Raw genomic sequence first — 16,618 nt, 5'->3', positions numbered from 1 at the left:
GCATGAAGTTTTTCATACCCGCTCTATTATTTGGATGTCTTATCATAACGTCTTCGGTTCAGGCAGATTCTACCCTTCCTGAAAAACTGGGTTGCACCTCGTGCCACCGATTTTCAAGCGATGAACCCACCGAGTCCCACAAGGCTCCCGACCTGTTTTACGCTGGCAACAAATTTCAAAAAAACTGGCTGGAGAAGTTTCTGCAAAACCCTATGGTCATCCGCAAGGCTGGGACCATCAACGATCCGGGGTTTCTGAAAGGGGCTCCCACTCTGGCCCAACCACATCCCGCGCTCTCTCGCAAAGAGGCTGCAAAGATGACTGAGTTTTTGATATCCCTGTCATTGCCCGATTTGGCCACAGAACAGATGGATGACACACCGCTCACAAAAAGCGAACGAGTGAGAACCAAGATCCTGTTTGAAAGAAATTACGGCTGCATCGCCTGTCACGAGGGGATCAATCTAGCCGGACAAGCCCGTGGCGGCATTTCAGGACCTTCTCTCGCAAACGCGGGCAACCGCCTGAAAGCAAACTGGGTTTTCAATAAACTGAAGACTCCGGAAAAAATTCTACCCAAAAGCCGCATGCCCTTATATAAATTTGATGATGCCACCGCAATCAAACTCACTAAATACATGATGACTCTCAAAATCGGCGATTGGAAATAGAACGACATGATCTCAAAAAACTGTCTATTGCTTGTTGGCTCGATCGTGTTGCTATTGACCGGCTGTGGGGAGAATGCCAGGGAAACTCCCAGGGTTGTCCCACCGACAACGCCACAGACAGCAGAGGCCCCATCGACGCCGCCAACCCCGGCCCTCGAAACATACCCGGTCACCGAAAAAACCAGAGACGTGTACCAGTGGTATTGCACCCAGTGTCATGGGGTGACGGGCAAGGGCAATGGCATCAACGCTAAACTGTTGACCGTACCGCCCCGAGATCACACGAAGGCGGATTATCTTGAGACCCGCACCGACTCCCAATTGTTCGATGCCATCCAACAGGGCGGCCTGGCGGTCGGACGGGCACCCTGCATGCCCAGTTGGGGAAACACTCTGGATGAGGACACCATCCATTCCCTCGTCCGCTACATCCGGGAATTGTGCGAATGTGAGGCGATCTGATAATAGTTTGTTATTATGAGTCGCCCTCTTAAATTCACAAGTGGGTTCTATTCCCCGTAGCGTGCTACGGTTTTTCAATGAGAATCCTTGGCGGTTGCAAAAGCCAAAAAATATTACTCTTTAAAGGTCTCTTTGTGAAAGTTATTTCCGCAGAATTTCTAACGGGAGCAGTTTCCCAAAAACAATATCCTCACAGTTCCTGCCCGGAGTTTGCCTTCGCAGGACGCTCCAATGTCGGGAAGTCTTCCCTGCTACGATCTTTGCTCAACCGCAAAAAACTGGTGCGCACCAGCTCCACACCAGGGAAAACCCAGCACATCAATTTTTTCAAGGTCAACGAAGACCTGATCTTCACCGACCTTCCCGGTTATGGATTCGCAAAAGTCCCGGCGGTCATTCAGCGCAAGTGGAAACAAATGATCGAACAATATCTGCTCACCAGGACATCTCTGACCGCCTTGATATTTATCATCGACCTGCGTCGCAATCCAACATCGCTGGATCTGGAGCTGAAAGAATGGCTCGATGCGAATGCGATCGGCTACATCCTGGTGGCAACAAAATGCGACAAGCTTTCCGCCGGAGAAAAGAGCAAACAGATAAAAAAAATAAAAGCGGCTTTTATCGGGGAAGGGCCCAGGGAGTTGATCGTGTATTCAAGTAAAAGCGGTCTGGGGCGAAAGGAATTGTGGAGCCACATTACAAAATTGGCGAACCAACAAAGAATGGAACCTGAAAAAAAGGAAGAGTTGGAAGTTGAGCTTCAGGAAGAGCGCGAGGGCTAAAAAACGTCACCCTTCAAGAAAGCCCCCCTCTCCCCAGAGGGAGAGGATTGAGGTGGCATGGGGGAAGTTATCCCCAAAGTTCATCAGGAATTTCTAACCGTTCGACCTTTTGCCCTTGGCCAATGTGTTTGTCCAGGATTTCACCAACGTCTTCAGGTTTGACCTTGCTATACCAGACGCCATCCGGGTAGACCACTACCACAGGGCCGATGGAACAGGGGCCGAGACATGAGGAACTGGAAATGATCGCTTTTCCGAACAACATTTTTTCCTCAATGCCCATCGAAAATTTTTCGAGCAGGCTTTCAGCCCCGTTTTCACCACAGGACCCACGGGGATGACCCGGCGGCCTCTTGTTGGTACAAACAAGGATATGATAACTTGGTTTTGGCATCGTTCTTCTCCAAAATAGATTGATTTGCGAGCGGAAATTCTACTTTAAGATGGCGGTAATGTGAAATGGATTTTTTTAATCGGGTGAATTTATAATTATGACCAACCCACCCGCTTCGGGACCACCCACCCCTCTGGCTCGGTTTGATACCGCCACTCTAGAAGCATCTGTAAAGTCGATTGCAGGCTCTGGGGTGAACGCTGTGGCCTGCACCCCACTTTTGGGCGATGCGTCGGATAGAAGCTATTTTCGAGTGACTTATCAAACAGACTTGGCAGACACCCATTCAACATCCATGATACTCATGCAGTTGCAGGCCCCTGTTCCTCACCAGGAAACGGATTTCACGCGAATATTAAAATTTTTAAATGCGCTGAAATTACCGGTTCCCGAATTATTCTATTATAATTCCGAGAAAGGCCTCCTTTTTCTTGAAGATTGCGGTCACGCCACACTCGAAGACTGGGTCCGGGAACATCCCGAGGATAAGGCCGCGTGTTACCGCCAGGCTGTGGAATTGCTGGCCAGACTGCACCACCGCGCCACAAAAAATATCGACGCCGATTGCCCAGCCTATCATCTTAAATTTGATGTTGAAAAACTGATGTGGGAACTGGACTTTATGCTGGAGCATTACGTGAAGGGTCTGAAAAAAATTTCCTTGACGGCACAGGAATTGGAGAAAATCCGGGGACATTTTCTGTCTCTCTCAGAAACCCTGGCCGCCCAGGAGCCTACCTTCACGCATCGCGACTACCATTCCAGAAACCTGATGGTGACGGACGGCAGGCTCATCCTTCTGGATTTCCAGGACGCCCGGATGGGTCCCTGCCAGTATGACCTGGTATCTTTGCTGAAGGATTCCTACGTCCGCCTGGATGATGCGTTCCGCAACGAAATGATAGAACACTTTATCCAACAGAAAGAAAAAGAAGAGACTCGTGCCGTCGATCGCCAGGAGTTCATCCGGATATTCGAATGGATGTCCATTCAGCGTAATTTAAAAGCGGTGGGAACCTTTGCTTATCAAAGCGTCGTCAAGAAAAAACACCGCTACCTTGAATATATCCCGCAAACGCTGGACTACGTGCGACAGACTTTGAGCGCACAGTCGGATCTTTCGGGACTCAAGCAAATCCTGACCCAGTATATTCCGGGACTGGTTGCAAAAAATACGCAAGGAAAATAATTCGGCCATGATTTTAAAACGCTACGTATTAAAAACATTTCTTTCCTTTTATCTGGTGTCGGCCACAGGCTTTGTAGGGGTTTTTCTGATCGGCGATTTTTTTGAGCGGGTGGATGAGTTTATCAGCCGGGGAGCGCCCATGACGGACATGATTTTATACTATTTTTATAAAATCCCTTTCGTCACATTTTACATGGCGCCTCAGGCCGTATTGCTGGCCACGGTCATGACCATTTCTTCCCTGGCAAAGACCAATGAAATCATCGCCATGAAAGCGTGCGGGGTCAGCATCACGCGTATCACACTTCCCGTTATCGCGACCTCTCTGGTCATCGCCCTTTTGGTGCTTGCCAGCAGTGAATTTATCACTCCGAAAACCAGTCAGCAAATGAACCATATTTTTTATGTCAAAGTCCGGGGAGGACAAACCAGCATCATCCACATAGAAAAGGAAAAAATCTGGTACAAATCAAAAACCGGGTCCATCTGGAATATTGGGCAATTCGATTCCGACAAATTGACGTTGTCGAACGTGAGTATATTTTTAACCAGCGAAAATCAATTCATCACCCAACGCATCGACGCCGATCAAGCCATTTGGATCGACAACCAATGGCAGTTTATGGAGGGTTCCATTCGCTCATTTGGACCCAAGGGATTGGAAACAACAGAATTTTTTGAGAAGAGGTCTTTTATCGTCCCCGAAATACCTGCCGATTTCGTCATCCATAAAAAGCGTCAGGAAGAAATGAGCGTTAGAAATATGTATGAAGAAATTAAGGAAGATCAATCGATGGGCAGAGATGTGGTGGGTAAATGGGTGGATTTTAATTACCGATTGTCCTACCCCTTCATCGCGGTTGTACTGTCCATCATAGGGATTCCTCTCTCCTTAAGATCCAGCCGGCATGGAGGGTTGTTATTTTCCGTGGCCATCAACCTGGCCAGTGGCGTGTCGTTTTCGTTTCTCTATGCCATGTGCCTTTCTCTGGGGCGGGGGGGGACCTTTGATCCCGTTCTGGCCACCTGGGGTCCAATCGTCCTTTTCATCTGCATGGGCTTTTATCTCCTGCTCACCATTGATAGCGAAAAAGCCCTGCCTTTCCTCAAATGAAACCAACCGCTTCTATCGACATCGGGTCCAATACGGTGAGGCTCTTGATCCTGCAAGCCGGGGCGCATGAAAGTTTCCGTGAACTCGACTCCGCACGCCGAATCACGCGGCTGGGGGAAGGAATGGATGCTAATAAACGCCTGGCTCCCGAACCGATGGAAGCCACGCTACAGGCCCTGGAAGAGTTTCGGGAGATTTGCCGGAAATACGGTGACATCCCCATTCGCGCGGTGGCGACAAGCGCTGTCCGGGAAGCTGAAAATAAAGAGGAGTTTCTTCAGCAAGCCCTTAAGCGAACGGGCATCGTGATCGAGGCGATCTCATGGGACGAAGAAGCCCGGCTGACTCTGGAAGGGGTATTTTGGAAAATTCCTCACCAAAAACGCAAAATTCTGACTTTCGATATTGGCGGTGGCAGTACGGAGTTCATCCTTTCCAATGGCAGACAAATTGCCGGGTCTCTCAGCACCCCTCTGGGGGTGGTTCGGCTGACTGAAAAATTTATCTCCCGGCATCCCATTTTGGACACGGATTACGCAAACCTGACGGCCCACATCCAATCGGTTTTATCTGCGGTTAAAAGTCAATTACCGGAAATTCACCCTGAAATTGCCATTGGAACCGCAGGGACCGTAACCACTCTTGCGGCGCTGGACCAAAATATTTATCCTTACGATCCAGAGAAAATACATGGCGTGTCTCTGCCTCTCAACCGGATTCAAAGCATTCAGGATGACTTGAAAACCAGGTCTCTCGAGCAAAGGCTACTGTTAAAGCCTCTTGAACGGGGCCGGGAAGATCTGATCATTGCCGGAGTCGCCATCGTCCTGGAAACACTGCGTACCTTCGGGTGCCCGGATCTCCTGGTCAGCGAAACCAGTTTACGCGAAGGAATCATCCTGAGTGCCCTTGCCAATACCTCCAAAACAACGCCGGGGGACTCTGGAAGGGATTGAATTTGACTTCCCTTCCCGATTCAGTTAATTTTGATAATATTATGAAAACAAAACCAACCAAAACAAAAAAAAATACTCCTTCCGTGAAATCCAAGCCATCTTCTAATGGCAACCAGATCATGAAAGGCCGGGATATCATTGTACGGGCTTTGGAACTTGCGGGAGTTGAAGTTATTTTTGGTTACCCCGGCGGGACTTCCATGGAGATCCACCAGGGTTTGACTTTGAGCAAACAAATCCGCATGGTATTGCCCCGTCACGAGCAGGGTGGCTCTTTTGCCGCCGGAGGCTATGCCAGAAGCACCGGCAAAGTAGGCGTGTGCATGGCAACATCCGGCCCTGGAGCCGTGAACCTGTTGACCGGGATCATTGATGCTAAAATGGACTCCATCCCTCTCGTGGCCATCACCGGGCAGGTTCCCTCTACCGTTTTAGGCAGCGACGCTTTCCAGGAAACGGACATCGTCGGGGCCACATTCCCATTGGTGAAACACAGCTACATGATTCAGGATATCAACGATATCCCCAAGGTGATTCAAGAAGCGTTCGTCATCGCTAAATCCGGACGACCGGGGCCGGTATTGATAGATATTCCAAAAGATATCCAGCAACAGGAAACCGTTCCCGACTTTGACATTGAGTTTGATTGCCCGAGCTACAAACCCAATTTGCAACCCTCGTCCATGCAGATTAAGAAAGCCATGCATGCGATCAAGGAAGCCAAGCGGCCGCTCATTTACGCCGGAGGCGGCATCATCACGTCCGAGGCTTCCAAAGAGTTGCGTGCCTTTGTCAAAAAAACCGGGATACCGATCACCACCACCCTCATGGGCCTTGGGGCTTATCCCTCCGAGGATCCGCTTTCGCTGAGAATGCTGGGCATGCACGGCGCCGTCTATGCCAATATCTCCATCAATCATGCGGACCTGGTGATCGCGCTTGGCGTGCGTTTTGACGACCGTGTCACCGGAAAACTAGCCGAGTTTTGTAAAGGGGCCAAGTTCATTCAGGTGGATATCGACCCCTCGGAAATCAATAAAAACCGCATCGTCGATATTCCCATTCAGGGAGATGTGAAGCTCGCCCTGAAAAAAATGAACGATCTGGTGGACTCAAAGATGGATATCCAGCCCTGGGTCGAGCAAGTCCAGGCCTGGAAAAAAGAGTTCCCTTTACAGTATGAAATGCACAAAAAACATATCGTTCCTCAACACGTGATCGTTGAATTGAATAAATTGGCCGAGAAAGACGCCATCGTGTCTGTAGGCGTGGGACAGCACCAGATGTGGACGGCACAATACTGGAACTTTGAGGAACCCTTGAACTGGCTCTGCTCTTCGGGTCTCGGAGCCATGGGGTTTGGTCTGCCTGCGGCGATGGGCGCCCAGGTCGCTCATCCGGACCGGCAGGTTATCAATATCGAAGGCGATGGCAGTTTTCTCATGAACATTCAGGAACTGCAAACGCTAAAAATTGAAAACATCCCTGTAAAAAATGTGGTTCTCAATAACGCGCACCTCGGAATGGTGGCGCAATGGGAAGACCGTTTTTATAAATCCCTGCGCGGTCACACTTTTTTGGGAGACGCTCATTTTGCAGATGTGGCCAGCGCCTTCGGCATCAAATCGGAAAGCATCAGCAAACCTGAAGAAGTCGTTCCGGCGTTAAAGCGCATGCTGAAACACAAGGGGCCTTATGTGCTGGACGTAAAATATCCCTATAATGACAAGAGCATGGGACACGTCATGCCCATGATTCCCTCCAACCATACTTATCTGGATACCTTCCTGGATGAGAAACACACCCTCAAGCAATACTGGCAAAAAAAGGGCGTTCTCAAGGACTGATTTTCCCAGACTGAGAGGGAACCGTTTCAAAAAAATTCAGTATCCCAAGTTCATTTATGGAATACACATCGATGACAACGTGGACCCGCTCAATTAGTTTCTGAGTGTTATGACGCCAGATAATTTTTCCCAATCGGGTGTTTCCCTCTTAGGTCCACAGCAATCTCTTCGTTCAACCCCGGAAAAATAAAATGATCACTTTTAGCAGATTCCTAAAAGGAATGGAGTGAGATGTCTCTTTCAAGCTTTTGGCTAAAACATGACGAGAAAATATTCAAGGCCATAGCCGTCCTGTCCCTCTTGATGATGATATCAATACTGGGCAACATAACCGGGTTCTTTAAAAATGACTTCCTGTTCGATATATTCATCACCCTGGACCCTGATTTACCCAAAGAGGATCTGCCATCCTATTACTACCAGGCATTTATTTTAGATATCTGGTTTTTACTTTTTGCATTTATCAATCTGAAATATTTTCTGGGCACCGCAGGATACAAATCCATCAAGTTCGGAAAAATTTCCGCCATTGCCTTGACTTGGTTTCTTCTATTTGTTCTCATTTCCCCCCCCTCCTACGTCATAGACTATAAACCTCTGACTCAATACGAAAGCCTCTTTTATCACGAAGATGGAATATTCGAGTCCCTGACAGCCGTCTTCCTTTTTTTGGCGGCATTAGGATTTTTCTATTCTGCAAGAATTTCCATTAAGAAAAAACTGGATAGGAAAATTGTATCCGTCCTGTTCTTTCTGGGTTTCTTTTGTCTGTTTTTCTGTATGGAAGAAATCAGCTGGGGGCAGAGAATATTTGCCATCAGTTCCCCGGAGTGGGCGCAAAAATTCAATTCCCAGGACGAAACCAATATGCACAATATATGCAACGAAGTTTTGCACACGAAACATTGCCTGCAATTTGTACAAATCATTTTTAATACTTTTTTCTCATTGGCAATCCTATTTTTCGCGAGCCTGAAAAACCGTATTTCTCAACCCTCCGTGCAAGGCCTTTTGCATTTGGAAAAGTTTTACTTCATGGCAATAATTATAGCCATCGCCACTGTGCTCCCGAACGAACTCAATGAAGAATTAATTTCCCTGTTTTTCCTCACTTATAGTTATGATGTATGGAAATTTTACAGGGATTTCCAACCCCTTAAAAAGATGGCCGTTTAAAGAACCGCGAGGGGCGATTGTTTTTTCACCTTAAACCCCATAAGCGGAAAAATCCGGCTCGGAAGAGGGTTGCCATAAACCCATCGCACGTAACTATTGAGTCCAGCGTCACGCTGGCCGCCATCACACCCTGACGATGCACAAACCTTCGCAAGAAAAATATTCACGGGTTCTTCTATGGGGTCCCGCGATGATCGCTCTCATCTTTTATTTTTGGAGCGCCCTGCAATCTGACTTCTCCAGACGCGAGGCCCGCGAGGCGATCCCGGTTGCCAACATGTTTCAAGGGGAAAGCATCTGGCTTCCAAAAATACACGACAACCAATACCGCACCAAACCTCCCTTGTTTTACTGGGCGGGACTCCTGTCCTCCAAGGCCCTGGGAAAAGTCAATGAAATCTCCTTACGGTTGCATTCGGTCCTGGCGGGGGCAGGCGCTGTCTTTCTGACCACGTTATTGGGTTGCTGGCTTTTTTCGTCCGTCACAGGGTTCATGGCCGGTTTGATCGTCGCCACTTCCCTGCAATTCACCTATCTGAGCATCCTTGCCCGCATCGATATGCTTTTTGTTTTTTTTATCACTCTGGTCCTGACGGCTTCCTGGAAAATGATCCATGCCAGTGATGCCCGAACCCGGAGCCTTTTTTCATGGATTGCCACTTTGGGCTTGGGGTTCGCCTTTTTGACCAAAGGTCCCCTGGGCTTGATCTTTCCTTTATTGGCTGTGTTTATTTACACAAGAATCCAGAAAACACAGCTCCCCTGGGGCAAGCTTCTTTTAGGGCCTCTGTTAATGACATCCTTCTGGCTGATCCAGGGGAGCATTGAAGGCGGAGAGGAATTTAAGTCGATGATCTACAGGGAATCCATCGGCCGTATCACAGGAGACCCCTCCATTGCCTTCCACAACGAACCGTTCTATAGTTATTTTTTCATGATTGCTTATGGATTCTTACCGTGGAGTTTGCTCCTCCCTGTCGTTCTCTACCAGGGAATCCAAAACCACTTGCAGAACTCCCGCTGGCTGTATCCTGCCGTGGCTTTTGTCACCTTGTTTATCTTGCTATCGCTGGTTCCTGGAAAACGCGATGCTTATCTGGTCCCGGTCTATCCGATGGTTGCCTTATTGATCGCTCACGGCATTTCCCATTCCGCCGACAAAGTCAACCGCCCCTTCAAGGGATGGACGTGGACATGGCAATTTATCATGGTGGCGGTGGCGGGTTTGGGGATATTTGTTGCCACGGTGGCGTTCAAACCGGAGATACTCTCTGTCTTATCTAATTTGGATTTTGTCCACCCCAATGACCGTTGGATGGCCGAACGTCTGGTCCAGAATCATTTCCCTGCGAAAGTATTTTTTGCCGTCGCCACCACCTGCCTGTTGTTTTCTGCCGGGATGATCTATAAGGGATTGAAAAAAAACTCTGCGCTGACATCCTGGGGATCGATCGTGGTTCTGACCCTGCTGACGCTTCTATGGGTGCGCGGCCCTCTCACCCGTGTGGAGAATTTTTATTCTTCCTTTAGGACTTTTGGCGAGCAGACCAGTCATATCGTAGGTGAAAACTCTTTGGCGGGTTCCGGGGAAATTTTTGAAGACCTGCGTTTCTATCTGAACCTACATTTTGACAATAAAAGTCCTGACGAGGCCGCTCAGATTCTGATCGAAAATTCGGACACTTATTTACTCATCCCCGAAATAGACAGCAAAGGAATTCTGCAGGCAAACCCCGGATTTCAAGTCATCCTGGAATCAAGTGGAGGGATCAAACGAAAGTATCAATTGATTAAAGATATTCCAATGCAATCCAAAAAGTAAACCAGGAATCAAATGAGCCTAAGAAAGGCTTCCCTATGTTTTTTAAAGCCCTTCCTTAAAACTGTATTCCAAGTAAGCCCGCTCAATATTGCTGTCGATTCTCTTGGCTTGTCCCCAGGATTCATATTTTCCCTGTAAAACAGGGTGCAGGATTTCTTTTGTCTCTTTGAGATTTTTTCCCTTTTTTACCTGCTCAAGGACAAGGCTTTTTAAAGTAATAAGGTAATGTTTCATGGCAATGATGATCGGCTTGCCGCCAACATCCCCATGGCCGGGAATCACCAGCTCATTGTCCTGGTCTTCCAAATACTGTAACCCCGCAATCCATTCCTCGACATAGCCATCCCCGAGATCTGGAAACTGGCGGTTATAAATCAGGCCGCCGGCAATCACGGTCCTGAGTTCCTGCAAAATTATTAACGTATCCCCATCTGTATGGCCCCGCCCCAGGTGAACCAATTGCAGATGATACCCGCCCAGATACAATTCCATATTTTTCTCATAAATCATAGTCGGCGGCGTCACCTGGACGGCATCCAATCCGGGAATATCGAGGGCTTTGAACTTCTTCAAATGTTCTTTACCGGAAGCCCCTATAAGGGAACGTCTCACATTTTTGTGGGCAATGATGGTCTTACTACTGCGAAACACTTGATTGCCAAAGGTATGGTCGCCGTGGTAGTGCGTGTTGATGGTATAGACAATGGGCAGATCCGTACGTTTCGTGATCTCCGCCATGACTTTTTCAGCTTCCGCCGGGCTCACCCCGGTATCGATCACGATCACCCCTTCTTTGGTTATGATGAAGGTGGTATTGGAATCGCTCCCTTCTCCATGGACAATGGTAAAAATGTTCGGCAACACTTCCACGGTTTTAGCGGCGGCCTTAGAAAGAGGCAAAACATTTAGAAACCCCGCAACAATCCACACGAAAAGAACTATTTTCCAATTTTTCACAACCATTTTCTTAATCTCTCAGAAAAAACGTTAATCTTAGGAAATAATGGCGTCTTGTGCAGAATCTGTAAATCTGGACAGAATCCATACCACGACCCCAATTGCCCCTCTCTGTGCTTGGTTTTAAGGGATGCGCGCATCCTAACACCATCCTTCGGGACGGACAAGAGACTTTCGCCCCACTCACCCCACTCCGGCACATGAAAAAAAAATCGCTCGTTGAGCAGATTACGAAGGAACACGGCTTTTTTCAAGTTTGATTTTATGTTATTTTAAGGATATGGAAGATTACAATAAGAATAAATACGACTTCCTCCTGAGTTTGCTCAGTGAGGGAGATGCGATGGTGTGTCTCGATGCCCGCCATCCCGAAGTCGATGTTCCCGAAGGGCATAAAAGTGATCCTTCGCTGAACCTGATTTTAAACCTTAATTTTCGGCGCCCCCTGGAAATCCTGACAGAAGGCGTCTTTGTCACCCTTGCTTTCCAGGGAAGACCGCACAAATGCGTGGTTCCGTTCGATGCCATTTGGGCCATCTACGACCCCACCCTTAAAAAAGGTCAGGTTTGGGAGGAAAGTCTGCCAAAAGATATCAATCTGGAGGAACAACTGGTCGGCAAGAAAAAGTTGAAACCGCAGAGACAAATGCCCGCCGTCAAGCAGGGAGGCAAAAAAGACGTTCCTGGGGAGAGTCAGTCACCTAAGAAGGACAGAAGCCATTTGCGCGTCGTAAAATGATATAACCATGACCGGGGCACAGCCCACCGGGAATTCTGGGTACAGATGCAGGATTGAGCCGATTTTTTCACTGTTCAAGAGAATTTCTTAGGGTCGGGGCAAGGACAGGGAATGAAATCCTGCAAGGAGAATGAAATTTTCCTTTTACAAAGACCCTGGGATGGATTACACTTTCTCCCTGCGTTTTGAGGTTATTCAAGGCGAAATCAATTACGGTGGGCGTAGCTCAGTTGGTAGAGTCCTGGAATGTGGCTCCAGATGTCGCGGGTTCGAGCCCCGTCGCTCACCCCATTTTCATATTATCGTGCGCCTGTAGCTCAGCTGGATAGAGTTCCGGACTTCGAATCCGTAGGTCGCAGGTTCGAATCCTGCCGGGCGCACCATTTTATCGGATGCATCGTCCCCTTAATTTCCGCCGGGTCGGCGGCTGGGAACGGATAAGCGTCCACTGTGAGATCGGAGGGGATTGAGTCGAAAAGTCCCTTACGGTATGTTCAACTGAAATTTTGAGATCATTGGAGAGTCCTTATGCAAACTAAAAAAACACCGCTACTCATTGCAACGACCTCCTCGTTCCTACTAGCCGGATTTTTATTTTTCACATCCATGGCCGGAGCCAACCCTGCCGCCCATGTTTCGGGTTTGAACTCCCTGATAGGGGCCAAGAATACTGACAGCGCCGGTAGCTACATCCATGAGGCCGACAAACAGGAAGGTAGCAAAAGCACCAGTGCTACCGAGGCGAGTGAAAGCAAAGCCGACGCCCCCCCCAAGGGTCATGGAATGATGCAGGGGAAAAAAGAAGGCAGTGGCGGTGACAAATATTCGCATGGCGCTCCCCACGCTGGAAGCCATGGATCGTCAGGGCACAAAGGGTCTCATGGGAAAAACCCTTTCAAGCACATTCTATGTTTTGAAGAGAAACTGGGTTTGACAGCAGCGCAGGTTGAGCAAATCAAATCCGGGGAATTTGAATATGAAAAATTTAAGGTCCAGTCCCATGCCAGCCACGCCATTGCGCACATGGAACTCGACCGACTGGTTCATGCAGAAACCCTTGACGAGGCCAAAATCAGGAGCGTGGGGGACCAACTCATCGAAATCAAATCTGCAACCATTCGCGCCATGATCGAGGCAAAAATCTTGCTCCTGAAAATTCTGACACCAGAACAAAGGAGTAAGGTTAAGGAAATGCATTCCAGGCGTTAAACAGGGATGCTTGAACGAATCGGGGCGTAGCGCAGCCTGGCTAGCGTATCTGCTTTGGGAGCAGAGGGTCGGAGGTTCGAATCCTCTCGCCCCGACCATTTAAAAAGGGTTGCCGGAATCCCGGCAACCCTTTTTTATGTTGAATCTGAAAAGTCTTATTTTTCAGATACGTGAGTAAATTTTTATCCACTATGGTAAGATAGCCAAGTTGGCCTTCACAGAAACAGCCAGAAAATCAATGCAATTCGTTTGGCATCTTTTTTGCTTTCCTTCCTTAAAGTCCTGATTTCAACACCCAAAACATAGACAGTTTTCTGGTCATGGGATCATCTACCGGAAAACACTGCATAAGAAATATGCTGTCATAACAACCCAATGAACCAACAAAGTTTTTCACAAATTCCATAACCTGAAACTATGATGTAAGGACTTATTCCGAGCCCTCTTGCTTGAGGGCCTCTGTCCAACCGCTAATATCGACAATGCGAATGACCGGGTTTGAAAAAGCAAAGCTCTTATGCTCCGGTTTGATTTCAATGTAAGGCTGGGAAAACAGGCGACTGTATTTTTCATACAACTCATAAACCTGCGGGCCTTGCCCCTCTAATTTGCCTCCAATCAGATAGCGGTCATAAACAAAACTGCTGACCAACAAGTATTCAACCCCGCTTTTTTTTGCCCCTGTAATATCCACATCCAGAATTGTTCTAAAGTCACCATTCAAATTGAAGGTATTGGTGTACCTGCCATACAGCACCTTTTTCCCTGAAGACTCGACCCACTCCTGAGACTTAGAACGGGTATCCCGGGTTAAATGATAATTCAGCAGAATGGAATCGTACAGCGGCCACAGAATGAATAAAATCATGAGCGGCAAACTCAAGCTTTGAGTCGTTCGCATGCGAAACGCGGATTGTATCCAGGACTCTACAAAAGGAAGGGAACGGCATGAAAAAATGATCAGCAACGGAATGACCGGGATCATATAACGCATGAAATCCGGAAACGGCTTGAGAGGGATTACTTCGTTTGAAAAATAAAATATCGTCACATAGAGAAAAAATAATTTTTCAACGTTGGAAGTTCCCTTCCATTTTACCGCCACACGGAACAAGCCTCCCAGAGCCAGCAACGTAAGACCCCAGGAAATTCCCGGAACAATGCTATGCAATAAGTGGAAGCTGAAGCCCTGCGGGATGGCATGAATCTTAAGCCGATGGCCTCTTATCAAATGACCCGCTTCATGATTCACACCCTCAAAAAATTTTTCAGGATGCAGAAATATCGGATAGTTGACAACGACAAATACAACAAACGCCACCCCAAAACCGATGCCGATACTTTTAAAAAGCCAGCGCTTGTCCACCTTCGGCCAGAAAAATGGAATGAGAAAATAAAGCGCTCCCAAAAGAACCGCTTTGTATTGCGCCGAAAAGGCAAGGCCCGTGGCCAAACCCCAAAGAAAATTTCGAGCCAAAGTTGGCCGATCCATGAATTTTAAAAAGCCAATCAAAGACAGCAGGCTAAACGCCGTAAATATCATATCCTCCTTAAAATAGTGCGCATGAATCACCATAATGGGGGATACGGAAACGGCGAGGGCCGCAAACAAAGCGTATTTGATCTCCAGGATTTCCCGGGCCAGGAGGTAGGTAAACCAAACGATCAGAACACCAAAAAATGCTGAAACCGATCGGCAAAGAAAAATCAGCCGATCACCATTTTCAAACCCAAAGACGCTGTTCAACACCCTTGCCGTTTGCAGCATCAAGACCGGGTGGCGAAAATCCTGATTGCCCTCGAGGATAAAACCCACTTTTTTCGGTTCATCTCCGTGAAACGGGCCGGGAAAATCTAAATTGTAAAAATTGAGGAAGCAGGAAAAGGCCAATAGCGCCCAAAGGATCCAATAATGAGATTTTAAATTGGGTTGGGAAGGAGAAATTTGGACCATTGATCCGAAATCAGATAGAAGTTTTTTTTGAAGGCTTAAAGCGCTTGCAACATCTTTGCGGATTGTAGCATTCTCCGGGTTTCTGAATTAATTTAAATTTTCATAGCCCAAATTCTCTTTTCTAACGACGACAAAACGAATATGATGTTTTTAAGAAGAGGCCTCCGAAAATATAAGAAAATCCTCAGACAAATTGGGATTTCTTTTTCTACCATCAGGGTCTTCCGGGCTTTGCAACTTAACAGGAGATGAGGATGTCTTTATGGCTGTTGATCGGCATCGGCGGGTTCATAGGTGCCATAATGCGCTTCGTTCTGAGCGGTTGGATTCAAAGCGGAGTGACAAATTTTCCTTTGGGCACATTAGGAGTGAATTTCATCGGCAGTTTTTTTCTCAGCCTGATACTTTACCTTTCAGAATACCGGGGCTTCTTCAGTGAAGAAATCAGAATCTTTTTAACCATCGGAATTCTGGGTTCGTTCACCACCATGTCCACATTCAGCTTTGAGTCGTTTAAACTGCTGGAACAAGGGGAACTGGGAGCCCTGAGTCTGAATGTCATGGGAACCTTGATTCTGACTTTTCTTGCAGTTTATCTGGGTAAAATACTGGTCGCCAACCTTGGAGGGAGTTGATCATGAAAAAAGAGTCCGAAGCCATTCTACTGCGAATATTTATTGGCGAATCGGATAAATACGACGGCAAACCCCTTTACAAATATCTGATCGACCTATTTAGAAAAGAAGGGTTGGCCGGGGCAACGGTATTGAGGGGAATTTCCGGATTTGGCAAATCCAGCCATCTGCATACCACCTCCATCCTGAGACTTTCCACCGATTTGCCCATCGTCATCGAAGTGGTCGACAAAAAAGAGGCTATCGACCGGATCAAACCCCGATTGGATGCAGTGATAGAACAAGGCCTGATCACCGAAGAGACGGTAAAAGTCGTTCTCTATGAAGGCAATAAGAAGGAATGATTAAGAGGTGAGAAGCGTTGCAACCCCCAATTTCAGGTGAAATTTGGAAAAAGCTGACATTTTTCTCCAAAATAAGCAGAAGCCCCCCCTCTTTATTCCGCTCCTTTTTATCGAAAAATTCAGCCTTCGAGAGAGAAGAAATGGGAAATATTAAGAAATAAAGGGGTCATGAAAAAAATCATCACTCCTTAATTTCTACAGACCGTCACCTATGCTATAATCTCCCTCCTTCTAAGGGAACCAAGGATCAAACACAACATATTGCGCCTGTAGCTCAGCTGGATAGAGCAACGGACTTCTAATCCGTAGGTCGCTGGTTCGAATCCAGCCAGGCGCACTTATTTATCAATGACTTAACTATTTA

Annotated in this window: 16 protein-coding genes and 4 tRNA genes; 17 read left to right on the top strand and 3 right to left on the bottom strand. The window is 47.5% G+C overall.

What is annotated here, in order from left to right:
- The first annotated feature begins 2 nt into the window (after positions 1-2).
- From O3C58_03165 to yihA, 3 genes are all read left to right on the top strand, one after another.
- Entirely contained in the window at positions 3-671 is a 669-nt protein-coding gene (locus O3C58_03165) for a c-type cytochrome (protein MDA0690863.1), read from the top strand.
- A 6-nt stretch (positions 672-677) separates the two neighbouring features.
- Positions 678-1,133, top strand: coding sequence for a cytochrome c (locus O3C58_03160; protein MDA0690862.1), 456 nt, complete (start codon positions 678-680; stop codon positions 1,131-1,133).
- 134 nt (positions 1,134-1,267) lie between these two features.
- Complete coding sequence (gene yihA / locus O3C58_03155; protein ID MDA0690861.1) at positions 1,268-1,918, top strand: ribosome biogenesis GTP-binding protein YihA/YsxC; 651 nt, start codon at positions 1,268-1,270, stop codon at positions 1,916-1,918.
- A gap of 67 nt (positions 1,919-1,985) precedes the next feature.
- Here yihA and O3C58_03150 read toward each other — a convergent pair whose 3' ends face one another.
- Complete coding sequence (locus O3C58_03150; protein MDA0690860.1) at positions 1,986-2,312, bottom strand: (2Fe-2S) ferredoxin domain-containing protein; 327 nt, start codon at positions 2,310-2,312, stop codon at positions 1,986-1,988.
- Positions 2,313-2,409: 97 nt separating this feature from the next.
- Between O3C58_03150 and O3C58_03145 the strand changes: the two genes are divergently transcribed.
- The 6 genes from O3C58_03145 to O3C58_03120 all read left to right on the top strand — a co-directional run bounded on the left by O3C58_03145 (position 2,410) and on the right by O3C58_03120 (position 10,416).
- A complete protein-coding gene (locus O3C58_03145; GenBank protein ID MDA0690859.1) occupies positions 2,410-3,501 on the top strand; it encodes a phosphotransferase in 1,092 nt (363 codons plus the stop codon).
- 7 nt (positions 3,502-3,508) lie between these two features.
- Complete coding sequence (gene lptG / locus O3C58_03140; GenBank protein MDA0690858.1) at positions 3,509-4,615, top strand: LPS export ABC transporter permease LptG; 1,107 nt, start codon at positions 3,509-3,511, stop codon at positions 4,613-4,615.
- On the top strand, positions 4,612-5,571 hold the full coding sequence (locus O3C58_03135; protein MDA0690857.1) for a Ppx/GppA phosphatase family protein: 960 nt from the start codon (positions 4,612-4,614) through the stop codon (positions 5,569-5,571). The genes lptG and O3C58_03135 overlap by 4 nt, the downstream gene beginning before the upstream one ends.
- Before the next feature lie 41 nt (positions 5,572-5,612).
- Entirely contained in the window at positions 5,613-7,418 is a 1,806-nt protein-coding gene (gene ilvB / locus O3C58_03130) for a biosynthetic-type acetolactate synthase large subunit (GenBank protein ID MDA0690856.1), read from the top strand.
- A gap of 231 nt (positions 7,419-7,649) precedes the next feature.
- Positions 7,650-8,594 (top strand): hypothetical protein, encoded by a 945-nt coding sequence (locus tag O3C58_03125; protein ID MDA0690855.1) that lies wholly within the window; start codon positions 7,650-7,652, stop codon positions 8,592-8,594.
- Between the two features lie 190 nt (positions 8,595-8,784).
- Complete coding sequence (locus O3C58_03120; GenBank protein ID MDA0690854.1) at positions 8,785-10,416, top strand: glycosyltransferase family 39 protein; 1,632 nt, start codon at positions 8,785-8,787, stop codon at positions 10,414-10,416.
- 42 nt (positions 10,417-10,458) lie between these two features.
- Here O3C58_03120 and O3C58_03115 read toward each other — a convergent pair whose 3' ends face one another.
- A complete protein-coding gene (locus tag O3C58_03115) occupies positions 10,459-11,379 on the bottom strand; it encodes an MBL fold metallo-hydrolase (protein ID MDA0690853.1) in 921 nt (306 codons plus the stop codon).
- A gap of 274 nt (positions 11,380-11,653) precedes the next feature.
- Between O3C58_03115 and O3C58_03110 the strand changes: the two genes are divergently transcribed.
- From O3C58_03110 to O3C58_03090, 5 genes are all read left to right on the top strand, one after another.
- Positions 11,654-12,112 carry a ClpXP protease specificity-enhancing factor SspB gene (locus O3C58_03110; GenBank protein MDA0690852.1) on the top strand — a complete coding sequence of 153 codons (459 nt, stop codon included), beginning with the start codon at positions 11,654-11,656 and terminating at the stop codon, positions 12,110-12,112.
- Between the two features lie 215 nt (positions 12,113-12,327).
- Positions 12,328-12,403 (top strand) — tRNA-His (locus O3C58_03105).
- Between the two features lie 15 nt (positions 12,404-12,418).
- A tRNA-Arg gene (locus tag O3C58_03100) sits at positions 12,419-12,495 on the top strand.
- Between the two features lie 145 nt (positions 12,496-12,640).
- A complete protein-coding gene (locus O3C58_03095) occupies positions 12,641-13,321 on the top strand; it encodes a Spy/CpxP family protein refolding chaperone (GenBank protein ID MDA0690851.1) in 681 nt (226 codons plus the stop codon).
- Between the two features lie 20 nt (positions 13,322-13,341).
- A tRNA-Pro gene (locus O3C58_03090) sits at positions 13,342-13,419 on the top strand.
- Positions 13,420-13,751: 332 nt separating this feature from the next.
- Here the strand turns inward: O3C58_03090 and O3C58_03085 are convergent.
- The gene (locus O3C58_03085; protein ID MDA0690850.1) at positions 13,752-15,137 is read right to left on the bottom strand and encodes a glycosyltransferase family 39 protein; all 1,386 of its coding nucleotides are present in this window, start codon (positions 15,135-15,137) and stop codon (positions 13,752-13,754) included.
- Positions 15,138-15,529: 392 nt separating this feature from the next.
- On the opposite strand from O3C58_03085, the gene crcB reads away from it, so the two are divergent.
- The 3 genes from crcB (at position 15,530) to O3C58_03070 (ending at position 16,591) form a co-directional block, all read left to right on the top strand.
- Complete coding sequence (gene crcB, locus O3C58_03080) at positions 15,530-15,910, top strand: fluoride efflux transporter CrcB (GenBank protein MDA0690849.1); 381 nt, start codon at positions 15,530-15,532, stop codon at positions 15,908-15,910.
- Positions 15,911-15,912: 2 nt separating this feature from the next.
- A complete protein-coding gene (locus tag O3C58_03075) occupies positions 15,913-16,254 on the top strand; it encodes a DUF190 domain-containing protein (protein MDA0690848.1) in 342 nt (113 codons plus the stop codon).
- A 263-nt stretch (positions 16,255-16,517) separates the two neighbouring features.
- Positions 16,518-16,591: transfer RNA gene (locus tag O3C58_03070), tRNA-Arg, on the top strand.
- Positions 16,592-16,618: the final 27 nt, after the last annotated feature.

This window comes from Nitrospinota bacterium, assembly GCA_027619975.1.
In the GTDB taxonomy this organism is placed as follows: domain Bacteria; phylum Nitrospinota; class Nitrospinia; order Nitrospinales; family VA-1; genus JADFGI01.
Note: the sequence above shows the minus strand (reverse complement) of the source record. Positions and strands in the feature narration are given on the sequence as shown.